Raw genomic sequence first — 25,295 nt, 5'->3', positions numbered from 1 at the left:
GCGTTCAGTGTAGCGCTATATAAATTTTTTCGGCCAATTCCCGACTGATGCCAGGCACTTCTTCCAATTGATCCATGCTCGCCGCCAGCACGCCCGGCAGGCCGCCGAAGCGGGCAACCAGTGCTTTTCTGCGAGCCGGACCAATCCCCGGCAAGCTTTCCAGCGTCGACGTCTTGCGTGCCTTGCTGCGCTGAGCCCGCATGCCCGTAATGGCAAAGCGATGGGCTTCGTCGCGAACTTCCTGAATCAGGTGCAGCGCAGGGTGGTCCGGGGGCAATTGTAGCGGCTCGCGCTGGTCAGGAAAAATCAGGGTCTCAAGCCCGGCCTTGCGCCCTTCCCCCTTGGCCACGCCTATCATCGGCAAGTGGGCCAAACCGAGATCCGCCAGAGCAGCATGTGCGGAAGCCACCTGCCCTTTGCCGCCGTCGATCAAGATCAGGTCGGGAGCCACGCCATCACCATTGGCGACTGCGTCGTAGCGGCGAAAAACAGCTTGTCGCATGGCGGCGTAGTCATCGCCGGGCGTGATATCGCGAATATTGAAACGACGGTAATCGGCTTTTTTCATCCCGTTACCGTGATAAACAACGCACGACGCCATCGTTGCCTCACCTTGCGTGTGGCTGATATCGAAACACTCGATACGGACAATCGCCTCTGGCAGACCCAGGGCATCCTGGAGCGCGGCAAGCCGTTGCTCTTGCTGGGCCGTTGCCTGGTTACGCGCCAGAATTGCCAGCTGGGCATTTTGCTTGGCCATATCCACCCAGGCACGATGCAGTACGGAGCGACCTTCCTGAATGGGCACTGGCCGACCAGCCAGTTCTGCCATGGTGCTTTCTGTTTCAGCGCGCTCTTCATCCTCTGGCAACGGAGATACCAGCAAGCGGGCCGGTGCCGGATGCGCGGCATAGTGCTGGTGAATGAAGGCCGTTGCGGCATCGGCGGCCGACGATTCCCCCGCATTGCTGGGAAACAGCGGCCGGTCACCGAGATGTCGCCCACCACGGACCATCGCCAGGTTGACGCACAACTGCCCGGCTTCCTTCAGGGCGACGATGATGTCAACGTCCTCGCCCTTGCTGCTGGAGATGAACTGCTTTTCCTGGACCTGGTGCAAGGACTGGATCTGGTCGCGATAGATCGCTGCCAGTTCAAAAGCCAGCCGGGCCGAAGCTTCCTCCATCGCCGCATTGAGGCGTTTGGTGACTTCCTGTTGTTTGCCAAGCAGGAACATTGCTGCCATCTGGACGTCGCCGGCGTAATCCTCGGGTGAAACATGCGCCACACAAGGACCGCTGCACCGTTTGATTTGATAGAGCAGACAGGGGCGCGAGCGATTGGCGAATACCGTGTCTTCACAAGTGCGCAGCCGGAACATTTTCTGCAGCAGGTGAATGCTGTCGCGCACTGCCCATGAAGAAGGATATGGCCCGAAGTAATCCGCCTTGCGATCCGGGTTGCCCCGGTAAAAACCCAGCCGAGGGTATTCGTCACGCGTCAGAACGATATAGGGGTAGGACTTGTCGTCGCGAAACAGGATGTTGTAACGCGGCGCCAGTGACTTGATCAGGTTGTTTTCAAGCAGCAGCGCTTCGGCTTCGGTACGCGTTGCAGTTGTTTCGATATGGTCGATCTGGCTGACCATGTGCGCGATCCGCAGGCTCGGCAGATTCTCGCGAAAATACGAAGTCACCCGCTTCTTGAGATTCTTGGCCTTGCCGACGTAAAGTACCGTGCCTTCCGCATTGAGCATGCGGTAGACGCCGGGCAATTCCGTCAGGGTGGCCAGGAAGGCCTTTGCATCGAAACTCATGGAGCGATAGGGCTAGCCGAGAAAAGCCTTGATATCGGCAAAAACGCCCTCGAAGCTTTCGCGCGTCAAGCGTCCGGTCCGCCAGTTGTAACCACTGCAATGGTAACTGGCCACCAGACGGCGGCCATCCGGCAAGGTGTGGGTGACGTTGTGACCGAAGGGGTAATCCTTGACCTTCAGGCCGTAGGTCCAGAGCAGCGCCTGATGGGCAATGGCGCCCAGCACGATGATCACTTTCAGGTTGGGCATGGCGGCCAACTCTGCCTTGAGATGGCTATTGCACTGGCGAATTTCCGCCGTTGTCGGCTTGTTGGCCGGCGGCAGGCAGCGCACCGCATTGGTAATTCGGCAATCGGTCAGGCTCATGGCCGGATTGGCCCACATATCCTTGCCCAGTGGCTCGCCTGCACTGGCGTAGCCAAAGCGATGCAAAGCCGGATAAAGCAGCTCACCTGCCACGTCGCCAGTGAATGGCCGGCCGGTGCGATTGGCGCCTTTTTCACCCGGCCCGAGGCCGACAACGAGCAAGCGGGCATCGAGCGAGCCGAAGGCGGGAACGGGAAGTGCGTGCCACTCAGGGTCACGTCGGCGGATATTGGCAAGGTGCTCGGCCAGCCTTGGGCAGGCGGTGCAGTCTCGGGGATCTTTGAACTCAGGCATGGCCGGAATGTTAGCATGGCGCCCCATGAAGCCTCATTGGGACATCTTTTGCCGGGTCATCGACAACTTCGGCGACATCGGCGTGTGCTGGCGCCTTGCCCGGCAACTGGCGGCCGAACATCATCTGGCGATCCGCCTGTGGGTCGATGACCTGAACAGTCTGAAGCCGCTTTGCCCGATGCTGGATACCGAGCTCCCGGCGCAAAACATCGCCGGTGTCGAAATTTGCCAATGGACGGCAGATTTCGCGGTCGACCGCGTTGCCGGGGTCATTATCGAAGCGTTTGCCTGCGAACTACCGGCTGCTTATATCGAAGCAATGGCTGGGGCGACGCCGAAGCCGCGCTGGATCAATCTTGAATACCTGACAGCAGAAAGCTGGGCTGACGGTTGTCACGGCATGGCCTCTCCCCACCCTTCCCTGCCGCTGGTCAAACATTTTTTCTTTCCCGGATTTACTGCTGCGACAGGCGGGCTGTTGCGCGAAAAAGGATTACTCGCCGCATGCGCCGCGACAGCCGCAAAAAAGACAGCGGATGAGCCGCTTGAAATCAGCTTGTTTTGCTACGACAGTGCACCTGTTGCCGAGCTGATCGATCTAATGGCCGGTTCGGCGCGGCCGATTCGCTGCCATGTTTCGCCCGGCAAACCCCTGGCTGCAGTGACGGCACACCTCGGCGGCAGCGGCCCGTGGCGATTGGGGCAGCTGTCGGTCGAGCCAATTCCGTTCTTGCCTCTGGATGAATATGACCGGCTGCTCTGGCGCTGCGATATCAATTTCGTGCGCGGCGAAGACTCTTTCCTGCGCGCCCAGTGGGCCGGCAAACCGTTTGTCTGGCAGATTTACGAGCAGGAAGACGAGGCGCACCTGATCAAGCTGGAGGCTTTCGTCCAACGCTACACCGAGGCCTTGCAGCCCGATCTTCGATCCAGTCTCAAGACAATTTTTAGCGCCTGGAATACCGGCCAGGGACTTGCTTCAGCCTGGGCTGACTTTCTCGCCAATCAGGCTGAAATCGAAGCCCACACCCTGGATTGGGCGGCAGGGCTGGCAAAAAGCCCGGATCTGGCGACCGCACTCGTCAATTTCTGCCGCCCCAAGGTATAATTTAACGTTTTTCTTTTTTCAGCTTTCGGGAATCTCAGTATGAAAACCGCAATGGAACTCCGCTCCGGCAACGTCATCATGGTCGGCGCCGACCCGCTCGTCGTCCAAAAGACCGAGTACAACAAGTCCGGCCGCAACGCTGCGGTCGTCAAAATGAAGCTCAAGAACCTGTTGACCGCAGCAGCTTCCGAAGCTGTTTACAAGGCTGACGACAAGTTCGAAGTTGTTCAGCTCGACAAGAAGGAAGTGACCTACTCCTACTTCGCCGACCCGATGTACGTTTTCATGGACGCCGACTACGAGCAGTTCGAAGTCGAAGCCGAAAACATGGTCGATGCGCTGAAGTACCTGGAAGACGGCCTGGCCTGCGAAGTCGTTTTCTACAACGGCAAGGCAATTTCCGTCGAACTGCCGAACAGCGTCGTTCGCGAAGTGGTCTACACCGAACCGGCCGTCAAGGGCGACACCTCCGGCAAGGTCATGAAGCCGGCCAAACTGGCTACCGGTTTCGAACTGCCGGTCCCGGCTTTCGTTTCGATCGGCGACAAGATCGAAATCGACACCCGTACCGACGAATACAAGAACCGCGTCAAGTAATCCAGCGGTTTTCGGCAGTGCGATCGGGCAGCTTCGGCTGCCCGATTCTTTTTTACTTGGCTGAATTGTCGGCTGTCACCAAACTGACCTGTTTTTCTGCCAGAATTCCGCTTTCGAACAACACCAGACTCTCGGATTCAAGATGACCTATAAAGTCTTTGTCGATGGACAGGAAGGCACGACCGGCCTGCAGATCAACGAATATCTCGCCAAGCGTGCCGATATCACGCTGCTCAAGATTGATGCCGACAAGCGCAAGGATGTCGCCGAGCGCAAACGCCTGATCAACGAATCCGACATCACCTTCCTCTGTCTGCCGGACGACGCTGCCAAGGAATCGGTCGCCCTGGTCGACAACCCGAACACTTGCGTTATCGATGCATCGACGGCGCACCGGATCAATCCGGAGTGGACGTTCGGCCTGCCCGAAGTTGCCAAGGATCAGCGCGAGAAAATTCGCCGCAGCAAGCGTATCGCCAATCCGGGTTGCCATGCCTCGGCCTTCATCCTGGCGCTCAAGCCGCTGGTCGCGGCTGGCCTTCTCCCGGTCGACACGCAAATTGCGGCCAATTCCATCACCGGCTATTCCGGTGGCGGCAAGAAGATGATCGCCGACTACGAGGCGGCCAGTGCCAGCGCGACACAACTGAAGGCACCGCGCTCTTACGCCCTGGCATTGAGCCACAAGCATCTGCCGGAAATGTGCGCCTACACCGGGTTGACCGTGGAACCGATCTTCCAGCCCATCGTCGGGCCGTTCTACAAGGGTCTGGCCGTCACTGCCTACCTGCACCCGAAGCAATTCACCCGCAAGGTCACGCCGACCGATGTCCAGAAGATCATTGCCGACTACTACGCCGGCGAAGCCTTCATCCGCGTCCTGCCGGTCGATCTGGAAGCCACGACCGAAGGCGGTTTCTACAACGTCGAAGCGAATAACGACACCAACCGGGTCGATATCGCCGTATTCGGCAACGAAGAGCGCATGCTGATCATTGCCCGCCTCGACAACCTGGGTAAAGGCGCCTCGGGCGCTGCAGTCCAGGCCATGAACGTGCATCTGGGCGTTGATGAAAGCCTTGGGCTGGTTTGATCGCTGATTGATCACTTGACCCGCCGCAGCGTTAGCTCCGGCGGGTTTTTATTTGCTGAACGTAATGAATACCGACTCTCCGGCACAGGCGCCCAACTGCATGCGTTGCCGCCACCATCTGATCACCTACGACACCCATTTTCCTTATGCCTGTCAGGCGCTGGGTTTCCGCAGCCGTCGCCAGCCCAGTCGCGACGTGCTGGAAAACTCCGGAATGATCTGCCAGTGGTTTGAGCCGCGCCAAGCGCGACCCTGACTCAGCCCTGAGCGGCAAACAATGCGCTGGCAACCGTCTGCGCAGCGAGCAGACGATCTGGTGGGAACGCGATGTCCTGCCCGGCATTGGCCGCCAGTCGCTCGACCCGTTGCCGGCGTACCGGGTCAATTTCCGGATGCCAGTTTTCAAGGACCAGCGCAACCGAGTCCGGTGAATTGCAGACCAGCAACATGTCGCAACCGGCGCCATACGCTGTTTGCACGCGAGCCAGCATGTCCCCCACCACGCCAGCCCCGGCCATTGATAAATCGTCGGTAAAGACGACGCCATTAAATTTAATGTTATTTCTTAGATAATCTATCCATCTATTTGAAAAAACAGCAGTATTGCAATCAAAACATTCATAAATAACGTGCGCCGCCATGACTGCATCAAGCGGCAAATGGCGGTACGGCAAGAGATCATCCTGCATCGCATCCAGCGGACGATCATCGATCGGCAACTCGACATGCGAATCCGGAATGACGTAACCATGCCCCGGATAATGCTTGCCGCAAGTACCCATACCACCCAGCTTCAAGCCCTCACCCAAGGCGCTTGCCAGGGCAATGATTACAACTGGATCACGGTGGAAGGCACGGTCGCCGATAACTCGCGAAGGGCCGTAATCGAGATCGAGCACCGGGGTGAATGAGTAATCGACACCGCAGGCACGCAATTCAGCGGCCAGCACAAAGCCGACATCGCGCGTCGCAGACAGGCCGGCTTCGGGATCACGGTCGTAAAGCTGGCCCAATGTCCGCATCGACGGCAGGCGGGTAAAACCTTCGCGGAAGCGCTGCACCCTGCCCCCTTCATGATCGACGGCGATCAGCAGTTTGGGTTGGCGCAGCGCATGAATTTCTCGGGTGAGCGCGGTCAACTGCTCACGATCGGCATAATTGCGCGAAAACAGGATGATGCCGCCGACCAGCGGATGACAGAGTCGCTCGCGATCCAGATCGGTCAATGCGTGGCCGTCAATATCGATCATCAGCGGACCGAGCGGAATATGCTTCATGCGTGCTCCAGAATGACATGGGCGATGGCGTAATCCGCTTCATCGCTGATCGATAGGTGGGCCTTGAGTTGCTTGTTTTTGATCATTTCAGCCAGTTGACCGTGAAAAACCAGCGTCGGCTTGCCGAGTTCGTCATGCCCGACGGCAATGGCAGGTAAAACGGCTGGCGGACGCACACCGGTGCCGAGTGCCTTGCTGAAGGCTTCCTTGGCCGCAAAGCGTTTGGCGAGAAAACGCCCCTTGTCGGCAGCTCGCTCGAAATCAGCCCGTTCATCGGGCGCCAGCAGTCTGTCCAGCGCCTTCTCGCCGTGCCGGTCCCACATGCCTTGCAGGCGGGCAATGGCAACGATATCGGTGCCGATGCCGTAAATCATTCGCCGCGCTGCGCCGCTTCGCGCATCAGTTGTTTCATTTCACGAACCGCTTCGCGCAGGCCGACGAAAACCGAGCGGCTGACGATGGAATGACCAATGTGCAGTTCGCGAATACCTTCCAGTCGGGCGACCGGCTGAACGTTGTAGAAATTCAGTGCATGCCCGGCGTTGAAGCGCATGCCGAGTTGCCGGATGGCAATACCGGCCTGACGGATTTTTTCCAGCTCGGCCAGCACGGCCGGCGCTTCGGCATCGCGCCCATGCGCATGAAAAGCGTGGGCGTAGGGGCCAGTATGGATTTCGCAGACACGGGCACCAATCCGGGCGGCAGCCTCGATCTGGGCCTCTTCGGCATCGATGAAGACGCTGGTCACGATACCCGTATCGGCCATGCGCCCGATCACGCCTTTCAGGCGCGCCTCCTGGGCGAGCACATCGAGACCACCTTCGGTCGTCACCTCATGCCGTCCTTCCGGGACCAGCATGGCCATTTCCGGCTTCAAGCCACAGGCAATGCCAACCATTTCATCCGTTGCCGCCATTTCGAAATTAAGCTTGATCTGCGTCGTATCGCGCAGGCGGCGGACGTCGTCATCCTGGATGTGACGGCGGTCTTCACGCAGATGCACGGTAATCCCGTCGGCTCCGCCGAGATGAGCCTCGACGGCCGCCCAAACCGGGTCCGGCTCGTAGGTCATGCGTGCCTGACGCAGCGTGGCAACGTGGTCGATATTGACGCCAAGTTCGATCATAGTTCCTGTAACTCCTTGAATATCTTTCGTGTTTCGAGTTCGATACCGGCCAGGTAATAGGCCATCAGGCTGCGCATCAGCATTTTTGCCTCGCTGCGCGAACGCGGATTGGAAAAATCCTCTGCTTCAAGATCGAGCAAGGTTTGGCCGCCAACAATTTGTGCCGCAGCCTCATCGTGCGCCATGCGCACAGGCCCTTGCTCCATCCGGTAGCTGTAGAAAGCATCAGGCACAATCGCCTGGCCTTCGCTATCGTGATTCAGGGTCAGGCCATAACCCAGTTCCTGCAGCAAGGCCTTTTCAAAACTGCGCAGGTTGGCTTCGCGTACTTTGCCGGTCGGATCGGCCGCAAGGCGAGCGAGCATGTCGCCATAGCGCTCGAAAAGATGCTCATGGGCATCTTCACGGGGCAACAGGTGCATCAGCAATTCATTGAGGTAATAGCCGCAAAACAGGGCTTCGCCGGCCAGTAGCGGCAAGCCGCCCTGCCATTCGGCCTTCATCAGCGTCAGGACTTCGCCCTTGCCGGCCCAAGCTACTTCAATCGGCTGAAAAGCCATCAGCAGCCCGCGAATCGCGGCGCGCGGGCGGCGGGCACCACGGGCCAGCAGCGACATCCGCCCGAAGTCGCGGGAAAACACTTCAACGATGAGACTGGTTTCCCGAAACGGGTAGGTGTGCAAGACGTAGGCCGGCTGGCCGTCGACTTTGCCGCGCAGGTTCATTCGTAACCGAGACTCTTGAGCAAGCGTTCGTCGTCGTTCCAGCCGGATTTCACCTTGACCCAGATTTCAAGGTAAACCTTGCCGTCGAACAAGCGCTCCATGTCCTGGCGGGCTTCGCTGGCGATACGCTTGAGCGACTCGCCGCCCTTGCCGATAACGATGGCCTTGTGGCCTTCGCGGTCGACAACGATGGCGGCGAAGATTCGACGCAGGTTGCCTTCGGTCTCGAATTTCTCGATTTCGACGGCAGTGGCATACGGCAACTCATCGCCGAGCAGACGGAAAACTTTTTCGCGAATGTATTCCGAAGCCAGAAAACGTTCGCTCTTGTCGGTCAGTTCATCCTCGGGGAACATCAAGCCTTCATTTGGCAGATGCTTGCGTGCGGCGGCCAGCAAATCGTCGGTCTGACGGCCCTTGGCAGCACTGACCGGCACGACTGCCGCGAAATCGTATTCGGCCGAAACCATGGCAACGAAGGGATACAACTCGGTCCGATCCTTGATCTGGTCGGTCTTGTTGATCACCAGGATGACCGGCCGGTCTTTCGGCAACAGGCGAATGACCGCTTTGTCCTTGTCGTCGAAACGACCAGCTTCAACCACGAAGAGAACGACATCGACGTCCGCCAAAGTTTGCGTCACACCACGGTTCATCGTGCGATTCAGCGCATTCGAGAACTTGGTCTGGAAGCCCGGTGTATCGACGAAGACAAACTGGGCATCGTCGTTTGTCACGATGCCGGTGACGCGGTGGCGGGTAGTTTGCGCCTTGCGCGAGGTGATGCTGATTTTTTCGCCCACCAGGCGATTCAGAAGGGTCGACTTCCCGACATTCGGGCGACCGACGATGGCGATATAGCCGGAGTGCATTTTTTTCATGCCTTGAGTACTTTCAGTGCGTTGTCAGCGGCAACTTGCTCAGCGATACGGCGACTGGTGCCGTGACCGATCGTACGCAAGGGCGGATTTTCGATTTCGCAGGCAACTTCGAAACGCTGTTCGTGCGCAGCGCCCGTCGCTTCAAGCAAGTGATATTTGGGAAGAGCTTTCTTGCGCCCCTGAAGCCATTCCTGCAGACAGGTCTTGGCGTCCTTCTTGACCTCGCCGGGCGTCAGCGCCTCGAACAGGGGCTGATAGAGGCGATTGATCACCGCATCGACCGCTTCGAAACCGGCATCGAGATAAATCGCACCGAACAGGGCTTCCAGAGCATCGGCCAGAATCGATGGACGTTGGGCGCCACCGCTTTTGAGCTCCCCCTCGCCCAGACGAAGATATTCGCCGACCTTGAGCTTGAGGGCCAGGCCATGCAGCGCATCTTGCCGGACAAGATTGGCTCGCTGACGTGACAAATCGCCTTCCGGCATCGCAGGAAAACGCCTGTATAAGGCGGCGGCAACCACGCAATTCAGCAAGCCATCACCGAGAAACTCAAGTCGCTCGTTATTCGGCGAGCCGAAACTACGATGCGTCAGTGCCGTCTTGAGCAAGCTCGGGTCGGCAAATCGGTGACCGATGGCCTGGGCCAATGCAACGGCGCTCATGCCTTAGTTTCCAGCGGTCGTTCCCTTGTAGTCGATCAGCAGGCTGACGTTCGCAAAGAGAGGAATACGTTTTTCATAGGCAAATTCGATCACGATCTTGCCGCCATCCTTGAATATTTCGAGTTGGCTTGACGGCATGGCCAGATGATCGATCTCGGCATATTTGTCAAAAGCCTTGCGCACATCGGTCACGCTGGCATCCGGCGCTACTTGTGCAACGACAGCCTTCGTATCCTTGAGCGTCTTGGCGTACTCGATGTAGGTCGGAGCAACCTTCATCCCCAGAACAGCCACAAGCACCAGAACAATGCTCCAGAACAGCAAACCGGAAAGCGCAACGCCACGTTGTTTTTTCATATTCACTCTCAGCGGAATGAACCGATACGGCTCAGATCACTTAAATTCAACCAGATAAAGAACGCTCTGCCAACGATATTTTCTTCTGGCACGAAACCCCAGGCACGGCTGTCCCGGCTGTTGTCACGATTGTCGCCCATCATGAAGTAATGGCCTGCCGGAACTTTGCAAACAACGCCTGCGGCATTGTAGGTACAGTTTTCACGATGAGGAAAATGTGCCGGGTCAGGGATGAAAGCCGGTGCATCCTTGTCGTTCAGGAAACGGTGTTCGACCTCGCCAAGTTTCTCGCTGAACTGATCGGAGAAATAAAGGCGTTCCTTATGCTCGAAATCGGCCTGTTTGCTTGCGTCGACCGCCTGACCGTTAATCGTCAGTCGCTTGTTCTGGTAGGCAATCGTATCGCCAGGCAAGCCGACAACACGCTTGATGTAATCCAGCGAAGGATCTTCCGGGTAGCGGAAAACCATCACATCGCCGCGCTGCGGATCGTTGATGCTGATGATTTTCTTGTTGATCACCGGCAGGCGGATGCCGTAGGTGAATTTGTTCACAAGGATGAAATCACCCACCAGCAAGGTCGGGATCATCGAACCGGAGGGGATCTTGAACGGTTCGAACAAAAAGGAACGCAGCACGAAAACGATCAGGATGACCGGAAAGAAGCTGGCGCCCCACTCCACCCAGAGCGGTTCCGGTGCATTGCGAGCCCGCAATTTACGGCATTTGAGGACGTCGACCGCGTAAAGTGCACCCGTGATCAACAGCAGGACAAAAAGAATCAGCGCAAAGTTCATCGTTCGGTTTCTTAGTTATCGACGCGCAAAACGGCAAGGAAGGCTTCCTGCGGGATTTCAACACTACCCACCTGCTTCATCCGTTTCTTGCCGGCCTTTTGCTTCTCAAGCAGCTTTTTCTTCCGGCTGATGTCGCCGCCATAACACTTGGCCAGCACGTCCTTGCGCATTGCCTTGACGTTTTCACGCGAGATGATGTGCGAACCAATCGCTGCCTGGATAGCCACGTCATACATCTGGCGGGGAATCAGCTCGCGCATCTTGGAAGCCAGCTCACGTCCGCGATACGTCGCATTGGAGCGGTGCACGATGAGCGACAGGGCATCAACCTTCTCGCTGTTGATCAGGATATCGAGCTTGACCACATCGGCCGCACGATATTCCTTGAAGTCGTAGTCGAGCGAGGCGTAGCCTTTGGAGCAGGACTTCAGCTTGTCGAAGAAATCCATCACCACTTCGGCCATCGGCATTTCATAGACCAGTTTGACCTGGCGGCCGTGGTAATGCATGTCGACCTGATTGCCACGCTTCTGATTGCACAGCGTGATGACGTTGCCGAGGTAATCCTGCGGAACGAAGATGGTCGCCGTGATGATCGGCTCGCGGACCTCTTCCGTCTTGGTGATTTCCGGCAGCTTGGCCGGATTTTCCACCTGGACCACGGTGCCGTCACGCAAAACAACTTCATAGACGACAGTTGGGGCCGTCGTGATCAGATCCTGGTCAAACTCGCGCTCAAGACGTTCCTGGACGATTTCCATGTGCAGCAAACCGAGGAAGCCACAACGGAAACCAAAACCGAGCGCTTGTGACACTTCCGGCTCATATTGCAGGGAGGCATCATTCAGCTTGAGCTTTTCAAGCGATTCGCGCAGTGAGTCGTACTGGTTCGATTCAACCGGATACAAGCCGGCAAACACCTGCGGCTTGATTTCCTTGAAACCGGGCAAAGCTTCGCTCGCCTTGCGGTCGACCGTGGTAATCGTGTCACCGACCTTGGCGGCTTTCAGTTCCTTGATGCCGGAAATGACGAAACCAACCTCGCCCGCACGCAATGAGGGACGCTGCTCGGATTTGGGGGCAAAAACGCCAACCTGTTCGCACAACTGAATCGCCTCTGTGGCCATGAAGAACAGCTTGTCTTTCGGCTTCATTTCGCCTTCGACCACGCGTACCAGCATGACCACGCCGACGTAGTTGTCGAACCACGAGTCGATGATCAAGGCCTTGAGTGGCGCGCTACGATCGCCCTTGGGCGGCGGCACACGGGCAATCACGGACTCAAGGATGTCGGCCACACCGAGACCGGTCTTGGCTGAGCAAAGCACCGCATCGGTTGCATCGATCCCGATCACATCCTCGATTTCCTGACGGGCATTGTCCGGATCGGCCGATGGCAAATCGATCTTGTTCAGTACCGGCACGACCTCGACATCAAGATCGAGCGCCGTGTAGCAGTTGGCGACTGTCTGCGCCTCAACGCCTTGAGAAGCATCGACAACAAGCAGCGCTCCCTCGCAGGCTGACAGCGAACGGGAAACTTCGTACGAGAAGTCGACGTGTCCCGGCGTATCAATCAAATTGAGGTTATAGACCTTGCCATCCCGCGCCTTGTATTTCAGGGCGGCAGTCTGGGCCTTGATGGTAATGCCGCGCTCGCGCTCGATATCCATCGAGTCAAGCACCTGCGCTTCCATTTCGCGATCGGAAAGGCCACCACAAAGGTGGATGATGCGATCTGCCAGCGTCGACTTGCCATGGTCGATATGCGCGATGATCGAAAAGTTTCTAATTAGATCCATTGATGCTAGTAAAAAAGGGCGCTTTCACGGCGCCCTTCCCTGTTCAGAAGACCCTGAATTTTAGCGGATTTTGGTCAAATATTCACGGACTTTAGGGGCGTCCAGGAAGTAATGGCAGAGTTCAACCTCGCCATGCAGCAACACAGGCACCAGTTCATCGTAGCGAGCTTCCAGTTCAGGATACGCATCGACATCGATAACGAGCACCGTCGCCGCGAATTCAGCGGCGATCGGGGCCAGGGCCACTTCCATGTCATGACAGAGATGGCAGTAGCTGCGACTCAACAATTTGAGTTCAATTGCCATTCAAGCCCTTTATGGTTACAAAAGTCTGCATTTCACCGCGCCGAATCAGCAACGTTACGTTGCTACCCTTCTCAAACTGGGCAAGCAACTTGTTGAATTGCTCAACGGTGCGGGCCTCCGTGGTTGCTCCCTTGCTGATCAGCGCAACGATGATGTCCCCCGCCCGAAGTTCAGAACGTGCTCCGGCACCACGAATATCCTCGATAAGCAAGCCTGACTGGAGTTTCAACTCGCGCTTTTGTTCAGGCGTTAGTTCGCTGACCACCAGACCAAGTCGATTCGCCGCCTGTTCTGCTGGCTTGATGCCACGCTGCGGTCGACTGGCCGCTTGTTTCTCGTCAGCCATTTCACCGACAACGACCGGAATGTCGCGTGTTGCGCCCTTGCGCCAGACTTGAAGCACCGAACGCGTACCCGGCCGCGTTGCACCGACCATGCGTGGCAGATCGGCTGAATTGCCGATTACCTTGCCCTCGAAACGGAGAATGACATCGCCCGCCTCCAAGCCGGCCTTGTCTGCCGGCCCGCCTTTTTCGACGGCATTGACCACAGCCCCCATCGGCTTGCTCAAGCCGAGCGAGTCAGCCAGCTCCTTGCTGACTTCCTGGATCACAACCCCCAGTCGACCGCGACTGACCTTGCCCGAGGCGCGCAATTGATGCTGGACATCCATCGCCACATCGATCGGAATAGCAAACGAAACACCCATATAACCGCCGCTGCGGCTATATATCTGCGAATTGATGCCTACCACTTCGCCACGCATGTTGAACAAGGGGCCACCAGAGTTACCCGGATTGATGGCCACGTCAGTCTGGATAAACGGCACGTAATTCTCTTGCGGCAGCGAGCGCCCCTTGGCCGAAACAATCCCGGCCGTCACCGAGTTATCGAAACCAAAAGGGGAACCGATCGCCACCACCCACTCGCCAACCTTCAATTGCGCCGGGTCGGCCAACTTGACGACAGGCAGATTGCTGGCCTCAATCTTGATCAACGCCACATCCGTCCGTTTGTCGGCACCAATGATTTTGGCTTTGAATTCACGCTTGTCCGTCAGGCGAACGGTGACCTCATCCGCGCCATCGACAACGTGAGCATTGGTCAGGATGTGCCCGTCGGCACTGATCACGAAACCGGAACCGAGCGACTTGTTCTCAAACTCCCGAGGCGCATTCCCACCGGGAGCGCGTGGGATGAATCGCTTGAAAAACTCGAAGGCCGGGTCGCTTTCATCGAACGGGAAAGGCGTTGCCTGAGCATTACGCGCCACTTGTGTCGTACTGATATTGACGACTGCTGGCCCCTGCTTCTCAGCCAGTTCGGAAAAATCCGGCAAACCGCGAGACTGTGCGCTGGCCAGAGAAAAGAACAGACAAAGGGAAATCAAAACCATGAAACGTTTCATGGGCAGTTACCTCCTGATCAACTAGGAACGGGAAATAATATGGGGACGAGCCGCGTAATTTCCAGCGCCGTCCCGCGAACGAAAACGAACGTACAGCACCGCGAGCAGCAATGCGGAAACTGCGCCGAGCATCGAGCCGACATCGCCATATTGAGCGCCGAATGCGGCGCCGGCGATTGTCGCGGTCAACGGCACGCCATAAGCCAGATTGGCCACTCGACGCACACTGCCCGGTGCAATGGCAACGGTGACCCGATCACCAACGGAAGCCCCGATTGCGTTATCGACACGATAGGTTTTGGGACCGGCACAAAACATCTGTGTCAGATTCTGGCCGCCACAGCCCCCTTCTTCATGGCAGCGACCACAACCGCCGGACTCAACCTCAACAACGGCCTGCGTTGCATCCAGCGCCCGAACAACCGCCCGGACGGTACTCGACTCGGTCGGCGCGCTCACCAGCGACGATCCGGCGCAATATCGAGCAAGGGCCGCAATTTGGCAGCCACAGCTTCGCGTGCCCGGAAAATGCGGGAGCGAACAGTACCTATCGGACAATCCATGATCTCGGCAATCTCATCGTAGGACATGCCGTCGATTTCGCGCAGAACGATGGCCTGGCGCAACTCATCGGGCAAGGCATCCATGGCGGCATTGACTGTCTGACCGATTTGTTTCGACAGTAAAAGGCTTTCCGGCGTGTTGATATCACGCAACAGGCCCGCATCCTCGAAAGTTTCGGCCTCCTCGCTATCGAACTCGGTACTGGTCGGCGCACGCCGGCCTTGTGATACCAGATAGTTTTTTGCGGTATTGATACCGATCCGGTAGAGCCAGGTATAGAAAGCACTGTCCCCCCGGAAGGAGGGCAAGGCACGGTAAGCCTTGATGAAAGCCTCTTGGGAGACGTCCTCCACCTCGGCCGGATCGCGAATAAAGCGCGACAGCAAACGCCCCAGCTTTCGCTGATATTTGCTAACCAACAGGTCGAAGGCGTGCTTATCTCCGCCTTGCGCCTTCTCGACCAGTTTTTGATCGACCTCGCGCTCAGTCATGGCTCTCGTGTTTCCCGGGGAAATCATTGGTATGTTTATGGAGCGCAGTATAGCGCAGGCGTTTTATGGCTGCCGATAGGTAATTATCCTTAATTGTGACTTTATGTAACGGGATGAATCGTTGGCTGCGTGCTATATTTCGCGCGAAATAAACCCACCAAAGAACAGCCGTGCAGAATTTTGATGTCCTTATCATTGGCAGTGGCCTTGCCGGTCAGTCAGCCGCTCTTCGCCTGGCAAAGCATTGCCGCGTGGTTCTTGTCAGCAAACGGAGTCTCGAAGACTCTGCATCCGGCTGGGCCCAGGGCGGCATTGCCGCGGTCCTCGACAGCCAGGACTCAATCGAAGCACACATCCTTGACACACAAATCGCCGGTGCCTGGCTCAACGATGAGCCGGCAACCCGCTTTGTCGTTGAAAACGGTCGTCGTGCAATCGATTGGCTGATCGAACAGGGCGTTCCCTTCACCAAGGATGCCGCCGGCTACCACCTGACCCGCGAAGGCGGCCATAGCGCACGTCGGGTCATTCACGTCGCGGATGCTACTGGTTTTGCCGTGCAGGACACGCTGACTAAAAAAGTCCGCGCCAACCCAAACATCACTATTCTTGAAAGCCACATTGCCATCGACCTGATCACCGGCGACAAACTCGGCACGGGCGAAAATCGGTGCTTTGGTGCCTATATACTAGATAGCCGCAGCGGCGATGTGATCACGATCGGCGCGAACAATACACTGCTTGCCACGGGCGGCGCCGGCAAGGTTTATCTCTATACGACCAATCCGGATACTTCGACGGGGGATGGCATTGCCATGGCCTACCGTGCCGGATGCCGCGTTTCGAACATGGAATTCATCCAGTTCCATCCCACCTGCCTGTATCACCCGCAAGCCAAATCATTCCTGATCTCGGAGGCTGTACGCGGTGAAGGCGGTCTGCTTCGCCTGCCTGACGGCACTCGTTTCATGCTCGACCATGACGAACGCGCCGAACTGGCACCGCGTGACATCGTGGCGCGAGCCATCGATTTTGAAATGAAAAAACGCGGCCTCGATTGCGTTTTCCTCGACATTTCACACAAAGGCGAAGAGTTCATTCGCACCCATTTTCCAAACATTCACGCCCGTTGCCTCGAACTCGGTATCGACATCACCAGCCAACCGATTCCTGTCGTTCCTGCCGCGCACTACACCTGCGGCGGCATCGTCAGCGACCTGCATGGCCGTACCGATGTTGCCGGCCTGTATGTCGCCGGCGAAGCATCGTGCACCGGCTTGCATGGAGCGAATCGCCTGGCCTCGAACTCCCTGCTTGAATGCCTCGTTTTTGCCGAAGCTGCGGTCAACGACATTCTGGCAAGTAAAACCATGGATGCCCCTGCACTTCCCCAATGGGACGAGAGCCGGGTCACGGATGCCGACGAAGAAGTCGTCATTTCACACAACTGGGACGAATTGCGTCGTTTCATGTGGGATTACGTCGGGATTGTCCGGACAACCAAGCGCCTGAAGCGTGCCAAACACCGTATTGGCTTGTTAAAACGTGAAATTGACGAGTTTTATGCCAACTTCCGGGTCAGTCACGACCTGATCGAGTTGCGCAACCTGGTGGTAACGGCTGATTTGATTGTCCGCTGCGCCATGCAACGCAAGGAAAGCCGCGGCCTGCACTTCTCGCGCGACTACCCGGAAATGCTGTCAAAAGCAAAAAACACCGTTCTCAAGCATCGTCGCTCGGGGCATTGAACGAAGCCCGCCAGCGCAAAAAAGTGCGCAGGCGGCGAAAATTTTGCTTATCAAGGCTGTCGACCGTGGCAATCATCACGATCGCTCCGGTTTGCCCGGATTTCAAACGAAATACCGTCAGCCACGGATGGACAATAGCGCCGGGCAATAATTGCATGGTGACAGCCTCTGCCTCTGACACCGAAAGCAGGTTTATATCGCCGTTATGTTCAAGGCGAATGCACGGTATCGGTGTTTTGTAGCAACGCCATGCGGTGATGCCCAATGCGCCGATCACTGCCAATCCAGCCAGACGAAATGCCAGGTCCACGGGCATCAAAAAGACCGTGATACCTGCCAGCACAGCAGTAAATTGGAGCGCGATACCGATAAAACGAGAACGGTGCAGCCCGATGGTGATCGGAAGCTGCACCGTTCTATTCCTTTCGGAAACCGCTTTTAGATACGCTTGAAAACCAGCGATCCGTTGGTCCCACCAAAGCCGAAGTTGTTCTTCAGCGCATATTCAATATTCATTGGTCGTGCCGTATTGGCACAGTAATCAAGATCGCACTCCGGATCCTGATTAAAGATATTGATTGTCGGTGGGGAAATCTGGTTATGTAGTGCCAGCACGGTAAACAGCGACTCGATACCGCCCGCACCACCCAGCAAGTGACCAGTCATCGACTTCGTCGAATTGACCACCAGCTTGTAGGCAGCATCACCAAAGGCAGCCTTGACTGCATCCGACTCGTTCTTGTCGCCCAAAGGCGTCGACGTACCATGGGCATTCAGGTACTGAACATCGGATGGAGCAATACCGGCATTCTTCAGTGCATTGACCATGGAACGACGTGGGCCGTCCATGTTCGGTGCGGTGATGTGATAAGCATCGGCACTCATGCCGTAGCCAACCAGTTCGGCATAGATCTTGGCGCCGCGGGCCTTGGCGTGTTCGTACTCTTCAAGAACAAGAACACCGGCTCCTTCACCCAGCACAAAGCCATCGCGATCCTTGTCCCACGGACGACTAGCCGTGCTGGGATCATCGTTGCGCGTCGACAAGGCGCGAGCGGCACAGAAACCGCCCATGCCGAGCGGCGAAACGGTTGATTCAGCACCGCCGGCCACCATCACGTCGGCATCACCGTATTCGATGATACGTGCAGCATCACCGATTGAATGTGTTCCTGTAGTACAAGCGGAAACCAGGGCGATATTCGGCCCCTTGAACCCGTATTCGATCGACAGATTGCCGGAAATCATGTTGATGATCGAGCCAGGCACAAAGAACGGCGATACCTTGCGGACACCACCGGCTGTGTACTCTTCCTTGGTTTGCTCGATCAGCGGCAAACCGCCGATGCCCGAACCAATGGCTACACCGACGCGTTCCAGATCGACAACGTTTTCCTTGTCCAGACCTGCATCACGTACAGCCTGCATGCCGGCAGCCAGGCCGAAATGGATGAAATCATCCATTCGCCGCGCATCCTTGGCAGAAATGTATTGGGTGATATCAAAGTTCTTGACCTCACCGCCAAACTGAACCGGGAAGGTGGATGTATCGAACTTGGTGATGGGGGCAATACCGGAACGACCTGCCAGAATATTCTGCCAAGCTTCTTCGACGGTATTTCCGACCGGACTGACAATGCCCAGACCGGTGACTACGACTCTGCGACGCGCCAAGGTGCACTCCGAAAGCAAATGTAGCAAGGCCGGCCATGGGGGCCGGCCTTGCCTGGTTCAACCAGAATTGGATTACTTCTTGTTGGCGAGGATGAAATCGACAGCCTGTTGAACCGTCGTGATCTTTTCAGCCTGGTCGTCCGGAATTTCGGTCTCGAATTCCTCTTCCAGTGCCATGACCAGTTCAACGGTGTCCAGGGAATCCGCGCCCAGATCGTCCACGAAGGAGGACTCGTTCTTGATGTCCGCTTCGTTCACGCCCAGTTGTTCGGCGACGATCTTCTTGACGCGCTCTACGATGTTATCCATTAGAAAAGCTCCTTCCCCTGAGGGGTACGAAAAAAAACGTTATAAGTTTACCAAAAGCCGGGGCTTCGGGGAATTAATCCATGAACATGCCGCCATTCACATGCACTGTCGTGCCGGTGACATAGGCAGCTGCCGGGGATACGAGGAAACTGACGGCACCGGCGATATCCTCCGGTGTGCCAGCACGGCCAAGCGGAATGGAAGCCAGCATGGCTTCCTTCTGCTTGTCATCGAGTGCATGCGTCATGTCGGTTGCAATAAAGCCCGGCGCAACGCAGTTGACCGTGATGTTGCGGCTACCCAGTTCACGTGCCAGCGAACGGGACATGCCAGCGACGCCAGCCTTGGCGGCGCAATAGTTGGCCTGCCCGGCATTGCCGGAGTAGCCCACCACGGAAGTAATATTAACAATACGGCCAAAACGGGCTTTCATCATGCCGCGCATGACACCGCGCGAAAGCCGGAATACCGCTTTCAGGTTGGTATCGATGACGGCATCCCACTCATCGTCACCCATGCGCATGGTCAGATTGTCACGAGTAATTCCGGCGTTATTGACCAAAATCCCGATCGCGCCAAATTCCTTGGAAATATCAGCCAGTGCCGCATCAGTCTGCGGTACATCGCAGACATCGAGTGCAATACCCTTGCCCTTGATACCTGCTTCAGCCAGATAGGCAGAAATTTTTTCTGCGCCATCGGCACTGGTTGCAGTACCAACGACAGTTGCGCCCTGCTTTCCCAGTTCGAGTGCAATGGCACGCCCGATACCGCGGGTGGCACCGGTAACCAGTGCAATTTTATCGTTCAACATGATTATTCCAGCCCAAGATTTGCTTCGATCGAGGCGGCATCAGCCAGTGCGACGCCACTTACCCCGTCGGCACAGCGCTTGGTTAGGCCAGCAAGAACTTTGCCCGGACCGCATTCGGCGACGGTGGTCACGCCCAGCGCAGCCATGGCCTGAATGGTTTCCACCCAGCGAACAGGGTTGTAAGCCTGGCGAATCAGGGCATCCTTGATGCAGGCTGGATCGTTTTCGATGGCAACATCAACGTTGTTGATTACCGGAATATTCGGTGCGTTCAGTGTCAATTCAGCCAGACGTGCGGCCAGCTTGTCGGCGGCAGGACGAATCAGCGAAGAATGGAACGGGGCAGAAACCGGCAATGCCTTGGCCATTTTTGCCCCACGGGCTTTGCAGGCCTCCATGGCGCGTTCGACTGCCGCCTTGTGGCCGGCAATTACGGTCTGACCATTGGCGTTGAAGTTAACTGGTTCGACAACCTCGCCCTGTGCTGCCTCAACGCAGGCTGCGACGATACCGGCATTATCAAGCCCCAGTACTGCGGCCATTGCACCGGTACCCACCGGAACGGCTTCCTGCATTGCGGCGGCGCGCAGACGCACCAGCGGCACAGCATCCTTGAACTCAATCACGCCAGCAGCAACCAGTGCGGAGTATTCGCCCAGGCTATGTCCGGCGAGAACAGCAGGTTGGCGGCCGCCTTTTTCCAGCCACAAGCGCCATGCAGCGATTGCTACGGTCAACATGACTGGCTGCGTATTAACGGTTTGGGTGAGGATTTCAGCCGGACCTTCGGCAACCATGGCCCACAGATCATCGCCCAATGCCGCCGAGGCTTCGTCAAAAGTGGCGCGGACAACGGCTGCATCGCCGTAGGCGGCCATCATGCCAACACTTTGTGAGCCTTGGCCGGGAAAAACGAAAGCAAAAGACATTCTTCGGTCTCCTGTATCAGAATTCAAGCAGGGCTGCGCCCCAGGTGAAGCCGCCACCGACGCCTTCAAGCAAAACTTTCTGGCCGCGCTGGATGCGGCCATCGCGCACAGCTTCATCGAGAGCTAGCGGCACCGAAGCAGCCGAGGTATTGCCGTGGCGGTCGACGCTGACAATCACTTTGCTGCGATCAATTCCCAGGCGCTTGCCGGTCGCTTCGATGATGCGGATATTGGCTTGATGCGGAATCAACCAATCGACATCGTTCGTTGCGCAATTCGCAGCAAGACAGACTTCTTCGGCAATATCAGCCAGAACGCGCACGGCAAACTTGAAGACAGCCTGCCCGTCCATGCGCAGGAAAGGATCGCCAGTCACTTGCCCGCCACAAATCTGGCCTGGCACGTTGAGAATTCCGTTCTGGCTGCCATCGGCATGCATTGCAGTTGCAAGAATGCCGGTTTCTTCGGAGGCTTCAAGAACAACCGCACCCGCACCATCGCCAAAAAGCACGCAGGTGCCGCGATCATTCCAGTCGAGAATACGCGAAAAAACTTCTGCACCGATCACAAGCGCCCGCTTGTGACTGCCGGAACAAATGAATTTTTCAGCAATGCCGAGCGCGTAGGTGAAGCCGGCACAAACAGCCTGGACATCGAATGCCGCAGCCCCCTTGTTACCCAGGTTGCCCTGAATCAAACAGGCGGTGCTCGGGAAAATAAAGTCCGGCGTCGATGTGGCAACGATAATCAGATCAAGATCGCCGGCTGATACGCCCGCCATTTCGAGCGCACGTTGTGCAGCAATAAGACCCAATTCACTCGAGGTTGCACCCGGCGTGGCCAGGTGACGACTGCGAATACCGGTCCGCGTCACAATCCATTCATCGTTCGTATCGATGCCACGTGCTGCGAGGTCGTTGTTGCTGACAGGCTCACCGGGCAGGTAGCTACCAGTACCGATCAATCGTGCAAACATTCAGATACTCTCTCCGGCTTCAGCCGGTGCAGCGCTGGTCATCTCGGCGATACGACCGGCGATTCGCTCCAGGACACGGTTCTCTGCAGCGTCGTACGCCCGGCCAATCGCATTGCCGAATGACAGAACGTCAGCCGAACCATGACTTTTGACGGAAATGCCCTTCAAACCAAGCAGGATCGCACCGTTATAACGACGATGATCGAAACGGCGTTTGAAATTATTCAACACGGATATGGCGATCAGTGCGGCAAATTTGGTCAGCCAGTTGCGCTTGAATTCGCTGCGCAAGGAAGACGCCAGCATCTGCGCCAGGCCTTCCGATGTTTTAAGTGCCACGTTACCCACAAAGCCGTCACAGACAATGACATCTGCTTCACCCTTGTAGATGCCATCACCCTCAACATTGCCAATGAAGTTCAGATCGGAGGCGCGGAGCAGTTCAGCCGCCGCCTTGACGACCTCGTTGCCCTTGATTTCCTCGGTGCCAATATTGAGGATGCCGACGCTTGGCCGGTCCTTCTGCTCCATGGCAGCAACCAGCATGGCCCCCATGATGCCGAACTGAAGCAAGTGCTCGGGGCCGCAGTCAACGTTGGCCCCCAGGTCAAGCATGTGGGTATGGCCGTTAACCGTCGGCAGAGGCGCGCAAATTGCAGGGCGCTCAATGCCTGGCAGCATTTTGAGAACAAAGCGTGAAATCGCCATCAGTGCGCCAGTATTGCCCGCAGAAACGCAGGCGTCCGCCTCGCCGGACTTGACGAGATTGACGGCGACACGCATGGACGAGTCTTTTTTGTTGCGCATGGCGAGCGCGGGCGATTCGTCCATCTCCACTACTTCGGAGGCGTGAACGATGCGCAGACGCGGATTTTCGGCATCAACACCAAGCAATGGACGCAAAACGTCCTCCTGACCAACGAGGATCAGATGAGCTGCCGGATGCTGTGCCAGAAATTGGGTAGCCGCAGGTACCGTCACTGACGGACCGTGGTCTCCCCCCATGCAATCAATAGCGATGCGGGATGTCATGGCAAAATAAAAGGCAGGCGACCCATCAGAGTCGCCTGCCCTTCAATGAACGATTACTCGCCCTTGGCCTTCAGGACCTTCTTGCCACGGTAGAAACCGTTGGGGGAAATATGGTGGCGCAGGTGCGTTTCGCCGGTCGTCGGCTCAACAGCCAGCGGCGGGGCAACCAGGAAGTCGTGTGCGCGGTGCATGCCACGCTTGGAAGGGGATTTTTTGTTCTGTTGAACGGCCATGTTGATACTCCAATAAAATCAGTTCGGCTTGCCTTTAAGCCCAGCCAGCGTGGCAAACGGGTTAATCCGCTCACCAGCATCGGCTGCACCAGGCAAACCACATTTTTCATGCCTCGGTGCGAACGGCAGCGTCAGAAGAATTTCATCCTCTACCAATTCGACCACATCAAGTTCGCCTGCCACCGGCAGGAAATCACGGGTGTCGTCTTCCAGTTCGTCTTGCGACATGTCGGCGCCTTCCGGGATCAGCTCCAGCAGACTATCGACATCAAGCTCAAATGGAATTGCCTGCAGGCAGCGCTGGCATGCCAGCGGGAGAATCCCGCTCACTTCCAAGTGCAGCATGTACTTTCCGTGCTCGGCCTTGTAGCCATGAAGCTGGAATTCCAGATCACCAGTCGTTTCAACCAGCAAATCTTCCAAGCGTTCAAAGCTCGAGACAGGTAGCGTTCCCTTGAGAACTCGACCATCCCGGGCAAAGACAAAAGCGTCAGTAATTCTTTTCAATCTCGAACCGTTACGACTTAAACGCGAGATGATATTATTTTTGGCTTTCCAAGTCAAAACAAAGTGCTGCTTCAAGAAGTCGGCGCAACACATTGTTGTAACTAAACTTTCATGACCCAGCCACTTATTCTCGCCTCAACCTCCCCATATCGCCGCGAACTTCTGGAGCGACTTGGCCTGCCATTCACCGTCGCCAACCCCCAGACCGACGAAACCCCCCTTCCCGACGAGGCTCCACAGGCGCTTGCCCTGCGCCTGTCCGAAGCCAAGGCACGGGCTGCCGCCGCAAACCATCCTGGCGCACTGATTATTGGCAGCGACCAGGTTGCCACGGTCGACGGCAAAATCTATGGAAAACCCGGCACGCACGAGCGCGCCGTTGAACAGTTGCGTGCACTCTCGGGAAAAACCGTCAATTTCTTTACCGGCCTTTGCCTGTACAACGCTCGCACCGATCAAGCCGAAGTGCGCGGTGTTTCGACACTGGTCAGCTTTCGTGAACTCAGCGACAACGAAATCGACAACTACCTGCGCCGCGAGCCTGCCTATAACTGCGCCGGCTCGGCAAAATCCGAAGGACTGGGGATCGCATTACTCAAAAGCATGCAGGGTGACGATCCGAATGCATTGGTTGGCCTACCCCTGATCGCCCTCTGCGACCTGCTGCGCCAACAAAACGTGGCCATCCTGTAATGCCCGGCACGCTATATCTCATTCCGGTACCGCTCGGCCCAACAGCGCCGGAGCACTCTTTGCCAGCCAATGTTCTGGATACCATTCGCCCGCTCGAATATTTTGTCGTTGAGCAGGCAAAAACCGCCCGCGCTTTTCTCAAAGCAGCCGGGACGAACAAGGCGCTCCAGGAGTTGCAACTTGAAGAACTCAACGAGCACACCAAATCTGATGCCCTTGATCGCCTGCTTGCCCCGCTGCGCCTCGGGCTCGATGTAGGTCTGCTTTCCGAAGCTGGCTGCCCGGCTGTCGCCGATCCGGGGGCAAATCTCGTAGCCCTCGCCCAGAAAGAAGGAATCCGCGTTGTTCCACTGATTGGCCCATCGTCGCTACTCCTGGCATTGATGGCCTCTGGCCTTAACGGCCAGCGTTTTGCCTTCCAGGGATATCTGCCCACCAAGGAAGTCGACCGCAGCAAGGCGCTGCGCGACCTTGAAAGCGAATCCCGAAAGCGTCAGCAGACTCAGTTGTTTATCGAAACACCCTACCGCAACCGGGCGATGTTCGATGCAATCCTGCAAACCTGCCAGCCGGCAACCCGCCTTACCGTTGCCACCGACCTGACACTGCCGAGCGAGTCAGTCCTGACACGAACAATTGCCCAGTGGAAAAAACAAACGCCGCCCGAAATCGAGCGGCGTCCAACTGTTTTTCTGATGCTAGCCTGA

At 56.9% G+C, this 25,295-nt stretch carries 31 protein-coding genes; 7 read left to right on the top strand and 24 right to left on the bottom strand.

What is annotated here, in order from left to right; translation table 11 throughout:
* Nucleotides 1–4: 4 nt before the first annotated feature.
* Complete coding sequence (gene uvrC / locus GBK02_RS10270) at nt 5–1,816, bottom strand: excinuclease ABC subunit UvrC (protein ID WP_203466585.1); 1,812 nt, start codon at nt 1,814–1,816, stop codon at nt 5–7.
* A 12-nt stretch (nt 1,817–1,828) separates the two neighbouring features.
* Nucleotides 1,829–2,503 (bottom strand): uracil-DNA glycosylase, encoded by a 675-nt coding sequence (locus GBK02_RS10265; protein ID WP_239002968.1) that lies wholly within the window; start codon nt 2,501–2,503, stop codon nt 1,829–1,831.
* Between GBK02_RS10265 and earP the strand changes: the two genes are divergently transcribed.
* The 4 genes from earP to GBK02_RS10245 all read left to right on the top strand — a co-directional run bounded on the left by earP (nt 2,502) and on the right by GBK02_RS10245 (nt 5,530).
* Nucleotides 2,502–3,584: an elongation factor P maturation arginine rhamnosyltransferase EarP gene (gene earP / locus GBK02_RS10260; protein ID WP_239002966.1), complete on the top strand. Its 1,083-nt coding sequence runs from the start codon at nt 2,502–2,504 to the stop codon at nt 3,582–3,584. The two genes, GBK02_RS10265 and earP, sit on opposite strands and share 2 nt — an antisense overlap.
* A gap of 39 nt (nt 3,585–3,623) precedes the next feature.
* Nucleotides 3,624–4,181 (top strand): elongation factor P, encoded by a 558-nt coding sequence (efp, locus tag GBK02_RS10255; protein ID WP_203466583.1) that lies wholly within the window; start codon nt 3,624–3,626, stop codon nt 4,179–4,181.
* A gap of 142 nt (nt 4,182–4,323) precedes the next feature.
* The gene (argC, locus tag GBK02_RS10250; protein WP_203466582.1) at nt 4,324–5,274 is read left to right on the top strand and encodes an N-acetyl-gamma-glutamyl-phosphate reductase; all 951 of its coding nucleotides are present in this window, start codon (nt 4,324–4,326) and stop codon (nt 5,272–5,274) included.
* 64 nt (nt 5,275–5,338) lie between these two features.
* Nucleotides 5,339–5,530, top strand: coding sequence for a hypothetical protein (locus GBK02_RS10245; RefSeq protein ID WP_203466581.1), 192 nt, complete (start codon nt 5,339–5,341; stop codon nt 5,528–5,530).
* A gap of 1 nt (nt 5,531) precedes the next feature.
* Here GBK02_RS10245 and nagZ read toward each other — a convergent pair whose 3' ends face one another.
* Genes nagZ through rpoE form a run of 13 tightly spaced genes read right to left on the bottom strand, consistent with a single transcriptional unit; the run spans nt 5,532 to nt 15,673 of the window.
* Nucleotides 5,532–6,551 (bottom strand): beta-N-acetylhexosaminidase, encoded by a 1,020-nt coding sequence (nagZ, locus tag GBK02_RS10240; protein WP_203466580.1) that lies wholly within the window; start codon nt 6,549–6,551, stop codon nt 5,532–5,534.
* Nucleotides 6,548–6,925, bottom strand: a complete 378-nt coding sequence (gene acpS / locus GBK02_RS10235; protein WP_203466579.1) for a holo-ACP synthase — start codon at nt 6,923–6,925, stop codon at nt 6,548–6,550. Before acpS ends, nagZ begins: the two co-directional genes overlap by 4 nt.
* A complete protein-coding gene (locus GBK02_RS10230; RefSeq protein ID WP_203466578.1) occupies nt 6,922–7,677 on the bottom strand; it encodes a pyridoxine 5'-phosphate synthase in 756 nt (251 codons plus the stop codon). Before GBK02_RS10230 ends, acpS begins: the two co-directional genes overlap by 4 nt.
* Nucleotides 7,674–8,402 carry a DNA repair protein RecO gene (gene recO, locus GBK02_RS10225; protein WP_203466577.1) on the bottom strand — a complete coding sequence of 243 codons (729 nt, stop codon included), beginning with the start codon at nt 8,400–8,402 and terminating at the stop codon, nt 7,674–7,676. The genes GBK02_RS10230 and recO overlap by 4 nt, the downstream gene beginning before the upstream one ends.
* On the bottom strand, nt 8,399–9,283 hold the full coding sequence (era, locus tag GBK02_RS10220; protein WP_203466576.1) for a GTPase Era: 885 nt from the start codon (nt 9,281–9,283) through the stop codon (nt 8,399–8,401). The genes recO and era overlap by 4 nt, the downstream gene beginning before the upstream one ends.
* The gene (rnc, locus tag GBK02_RS10215; protein ID WP_203466575.1) at nt 9,280–9,948 is read right to left on the bottom strand and encodes a ribonuclease III; all 669 of its coding nucleotides are present in this window, start codon (nt 9,946–9,948) and stop codon (nt 9,280–9,282) included. Before rnc ends, era begins: the two co-directional genes overlap by 4 nt.
* A 3-nt stretch (nt 9,949–9,951) precedes the next feature.
* Complete coding sequence (locus GBK02_RS10210) at nt 9,952–10,305, bottom strand: DUF4845 domain-containing protein (RefSeq protein ID WP_203466574.1); 354 nt, start codon at nt 10,303–10,305, stop codon at nt 9,952–9,954.
* Between the two features lie 8 nt (nt 10,306–10,313).
* Entirely contained in the window at nt 10,314–11,102 is a 789-nt protein-coding gene (gene lepB / locus GBK02_RS10205) for a signal peptidase I (RefSeq protein ID WP_203466573.1), read from the bottom strand.
* Between the two features lie 11 nt (nt 11,103–11,113).
* A complete protein-coding gene (lepA, locus tag GBK02_RS10200) occupies nt 11,114–12,904 on the bottom strand; it encodes a translation elongation factor 4 (protein ID WP_203466572.1) in 1,791 nt (596 codons plus the stop codon).
* A gap of 60 nt (nt 12,905–12,964) precedes the next feature.
* The gene (locus tag GBK02_RS10195) at nt 12,965–13,210 is read right to left on the bottom strand and encodes a glutaredoxin family protein (protein ID WP_203466571.1); all 246 of its coding nucleotides are present in this window, start codon (nt 13,208–13,210) and stop codon (nt 12,965–12,967) included.
* Entirely contained in the window at nt 13,200–14,618 is a 1,419-nt protein-coding gene (locus tag GBK02_RS10190; protein WP_203466570.1) for a DegQ family serine endoprotease, read from the bottom strand. Before GBK02_RS10190 ends, GBK02_RS10195 begins: the two co-directional genes overlap by 11 nt.
* A gap of 21 nt (nt 14,619–14,639) precedes the next feature.
* The gene (locus tag GBK02_RS10185; protein ID WP_203466569.1) at nt 14,640–15,077 is read right to left on the bottom strand and encodes a SoxR reducing system RseC family protein; all 438 of its coding nucleotides are present in this window, start codon (nt 15,075–15,077) and stop codon (nt 14,640–14,642) included.
* Entirely contained in the window at nt 15,074–15,673 is a 600-nt protein-coding gene (rpoE, locus tag GBK02_RS10180; RefSeq protein WP_203466568.1) for an RNA polymerase sigma factor RpoE, read from the bottom strand. Before rpoE ends, GBK02_RS10185 begins: the two co-directional genes overlap by 4 nt.
* 170 nt (nt 15,674–15,843) lie before the next feature.
* On the opposite strand from rpoE, the gene nadB reads away from it, so the two are divergent.
* Nucleotides 15,844–17,421 (top strand): L-aspartate oxidase, encoded by a 1,578-nt coding sequence (gene nadB, locus GBK02_RS10175; protein WP_203466567.1) that lies wholly within the window; start codon nt 15,844–15,846, stop codon nt 17,419–17,421.
* On the opposite strand, the gene GBK02_RS10170 is transcribed toward nadB, so the two are convergent.
* The 9 genes from GBK02_RS10170 to GBK02_RS10130 all read right to left on the bottom strand — a co-directional run bounded on the left by GBK02_RS10170 (nt 17,396) and on the right by GBK02_RS10130 (nt 23,970).
* Nucleotides 17,396–17,833 (bottom strand): protein YgfX, encoded by a 438-nt coding sequence (locus tag GBK02_RS10170; RefSeq protein ID WP_203466566.1) that lies wholly within the window; start codon nt 17,831–17,833, stop codon nt 17,396–17,398. The genes nadB and GBK02_RS10170 overlap by 26 nt on opposite strands.
* Nucleotides 17,834–17,859: 26 nt before the next feature.
* Nucleotides 17,860–19,095: a beta-ketoacyl-ACP synthase II gene (gene fabF, locus GBK02_RS10165; protein WP_203466565.1), complete on the bottom strand. Its 1,236-nt coding sequence runs from the start codon at nt 19,093–19,095 to the stop codon at nt 17,860–17,862.
* A 72-nt stretch (nt 19,096–19,167) separates the two neighbouring features.
* On the bottom strand, nt 19,168–19,404 hold the full coding sequence (gene acpP / locus GBK02_RS10160) for an acyl carrier protein (RefSeq protein ID WP_203466564.1): 237 nt from the start codon (nt 19,402–19,404) through the stop codon (nt 19,168–19,170).
* A gap of 73 nt (nt 19,405–19,477) precedes the next feature.
* Nucleotides 19,478–20,218, bottom strand: coding sequence for a 3-oxoacyl-ACP reductase FabG (fabG, locus tag GBK02_RS10155; RefSeq protein ID WP_203466563.1), 741 nt, complete (start codon nt 20,216–20,218; stop codon nt 19,478–19,480).
* Nucleotides 20,219–20,220: 2 nt separating this feature from the next.
* A complete protein-coding gene (fabD, locus tag GBK02_RS10150) occupies nt 20,221–21,147 on the bottom strand; it encodes an ACP S-malonyltransferase (protein WP_203466562.1) in 927 nt (308 codons plus the stop codon).
* 16 nt (nt 21,148–21,163) lie between these two features.
* On the bottom strand, nt 21,164–22,123 hold the full coding sequence (locus GBK02_RS10145; protein WP_203466561.1) for a beta-ketoacyl-ACP synthase III: 960 nt from the start codon (nt 22,121–22,123) through the stop codon (nt 21,164–21,166).
* Nucleotides 22,124–23,155: a phosphate acyltransferase PlsX gene (gene plsX / locus GBK02_RS10140; RefSeq protein ID WP_203466560.1), complete on the bottom strand. Its 1,032-nt coding sequence runs from the start codon at nt 23,153–23,155 to the stop codon at nt 22,124–22,126.
* Nucleotides 23,156–23,208: 53 nt separating this feature from the next.
* Complete coding sequence (gene rpmF / locus GBK02_RS10135) at nt 23,209–23,388, bottom strand: 50S ribosomal protein L32 (protein WP_203466559.1); 180 nt, start codon at nt 23,386–23,388, stop codon at nt 23,209–23,211.
* Between the two features lie 18 nt (nt 23,389–23,406).
* Complete coding sequence (locus tag GBK02_RS10130; protein ID WP_203466558.1) at nt 23,407–23,970, bottom strand: DUF177 domain-containing protein; 564 nt, start codon at nt 23,968–23,970, stop codon at nt 23,407–23,409.
* Nucleotides 23,971–24,006: 36 nt separating this feature from the next.
* Here GBK02_RS10130 and GBK02_RS10125 point away from each other — a divergent pair, with 36 nt between their 5' ends.
* Nucleotides 24,007–24,588, top strand: coding sequence for a Maf family nucleotide pyrophosphatase (locus tag GBK02_RS10125; RefSeq protein WP_203466557.1), 582 nt, complete (start codon nt 24,007–24,009; stop codon nt 24,586–24,588).
* Nucleotides 24,588–25,295 (top strand): SAM-dependent methyltransferase, encoded by a 708-nt coding sequence (locus tag GBK02_RS10120; RefSeq protein WP_203466556.1) that lies wholly within the window; start codon nt 24,588–24,590, stop codon nt 25,293–25,295. The genes GBK02_RS10125 and GBK02_RS10120 overlap by 1 nt, the downstream gene beginning before the upstream one ends.

Origin of the sequence: Dechloromonas sp. TW-R-39-2 (assembly GCF_016864195.1) — a bacterium.
Taxonomy (GTDB): domain Bacteria; phylum Pseudomonadota; class Gammaproteobacteria; order Burkholderiales; family Rhodocyclaceae; genus Azonexus.
The sequence above is the reverse complement of the archived record's forward strand: the minus strand, read 5'-3'. Positions and strand labels throughout refer to the sequence as shown.

Excerpts from the sequence above, each read along its gene's own strand:
- uvrC (WP_203466585.1), bottom strand. The coding sequence starts at position 1,816 with ATGAGTTTCGATGCAAAGGCCTTCCTGGCCACCCTGACGGAATTGCCC.
- earP (WP_239002966.1), top strand. The coding sequence starts at position 2,502 with ATGAAGCCTCATTGGGACATCTTTTGCCGGGTCATCGACAACTTCGGC.
- GBK02_RS10265 (WP_239002968.1), bottom strand. The coding sequence starts at position 2,503 with ATGGGGCGCCATGCTAACATTCCGGCCATGCCTGAGTTCAAAGATCCC.
- efp (WP_203466583.1), top strand. The coding sequence starts at position 3,624 with ATGAAAACCGCAATGGAACTCCGCTCCGGCAACGTCATCATGGTCGGC.
- argC (WP_203466582.1), top strand. The coding sequence starts at position 4,324 with ATGACCTATAAAGTCTTTGTCGATGGACAGGAAGGCACGACCGGCCTG.
- GBK02_RS10245 (WP_203466581.1), top strand. The coding sequence starts at position 5,339 with ATGAATACCGACTCTCCGGCACAGGCGCCCAACTGCATGCGTTGCCGC.
- nagZ (WP_203466580.1), bottom strand. The coding sequence starts at position 6,551 with ATGAAGCATATTCCGCTCGGTCCGCTGATGATCGATATTGACGGCCAC.
- acpS (WP_203466579.1), bottom strand. The coding sequence starts at position 6,925 with ATGATTTACGGCATCGGCACCGATATCGTTGCCATTGCCCGCCTGCAA.
- GBK02_RS10230 (WP_203466578.1), bottom strand. The coding sequence starts at position 7,677 with ATGATCGAACTTGGCGTCAATATCGACCACGTTGCCACGCTGCGTCAG.
- recO (WP_203466577.1), bottom strand. The coding sequence starts at position 8,402 with ATGAACCTGCGCGGCAAAGTCGACGGCCAGCCGGCCTACGTCTTGCAC.
- era (WP_203466576.1), bottom strand. The coding sequence starts at position 9,283 with ATGAAAAAAATGCACTCCGGCTATATCGCCATCGTCGGTCGCCCGAAT.
- rnc (WP_203466575.1), bottom strand. The coding sequence starts at position 9,948 with ATGAGCGCCGTTGCATTGGCCCAGGCCATCGGTCACCGATTTGCCGAC.
- GBK02_RS10210 (WP_203466574.1), bottom strand. The coding sequence starts at position 10,305 with ATGAAAAAACAACGTGGCGTTGCGCTTTCCGGTTTGCTGTTCTGGAGC.
- lepB (WP_203466573.1), bottom strand. The coding sequence starts at position 11,102 with ATGAACTTTGCGCTGATTCTTTTTGTCCTGCTGTTGATCACGGGTGCA.
- lepA (WP_203466572.1), bottom strand. The coding sequence starts at position 12,904 with ATGGATCTAATTAGAAACTTTTCGATCATCGCGCATATCGACCATGGC.
- GBK02_RS10195 (WP_203466571.1), bottom strand. The coding sequence starts at position 13,210 with ATGGCAATTGAACTCAAATTGTTGAGTCGCAGCTACTGCCATCTCTGT.
- GBK02_RS10190 (WP_203466570.1), bottom strand. The coding sequence starts at position 14,618 with ATGAAACGTTTCATGGTTTTGATTTCCCTTTGTCTGTTCTTTTCTCTG.
- rpoE (WP_203466568.1), bottom strand. The coding sequence starts at position 15,673 with ATGACTGAGCGCGAGGTCGATCAAAAACTGGTCGAGAAGGCGCAAGGC.
- acpP (WP_203466564.1), bottom strand. The coding sequence starts at position 19,404 with ATGGATAACATCGTAGAGCGCGTCAAGAAGATCGTCGCCGAACAACTG.
- fabG (WP_203466563.1), bottom strand. The coding sequence starts at position 20,218 with ATGTTGAACGATAAAATTGCACTGGTTACCGGTGCCACCCGCGGTATC.
- fabD (WP_203466562.1), bottom strand. The coding sequence starts at position 21,147 with ATGTCTTTTGCTTTCGTTTTTCCCGGCCAAGGCTCACAAAGTGTTGGC.
- GBK02_RS10145 (WP_203466561.1), bottom strand. The coding sequence starts at position 22,123 with ATGTTTGCACGATTGATCGGTACTGGTAGCTACCTGCCCGGTGAGCCT.
- plsX (WP_203466560.1), bottom strand. The coding sequence starts at position 23,155 with ATGACATCCCGCATCGCTATTGATTGCATGGGGGGAGACCACGGTCCG.
- rpmF (WP_203466559.1), bottom strand. The coding sequence starts at position 23,388 with ATGGCCGTTCAACAGAACAAAAAATCCCCTTCCAAGCGTGGCATGCAC.
- GBK02_RS10125 (WP_203466557.1), top strand. The coding sequence starts at position 24,007 with ATGACCCAGCCACTTATTCTCGCCTCAACCTCCCCATATCGCCGCGAA.
- GBK02_RS10120 (WP_203466556.1), top strand. The coding sequence starts at position 24,588 with ATGCCCGGCACGCTATATCTCATTCCGGTACCGCTCGGCCCAACAGCG.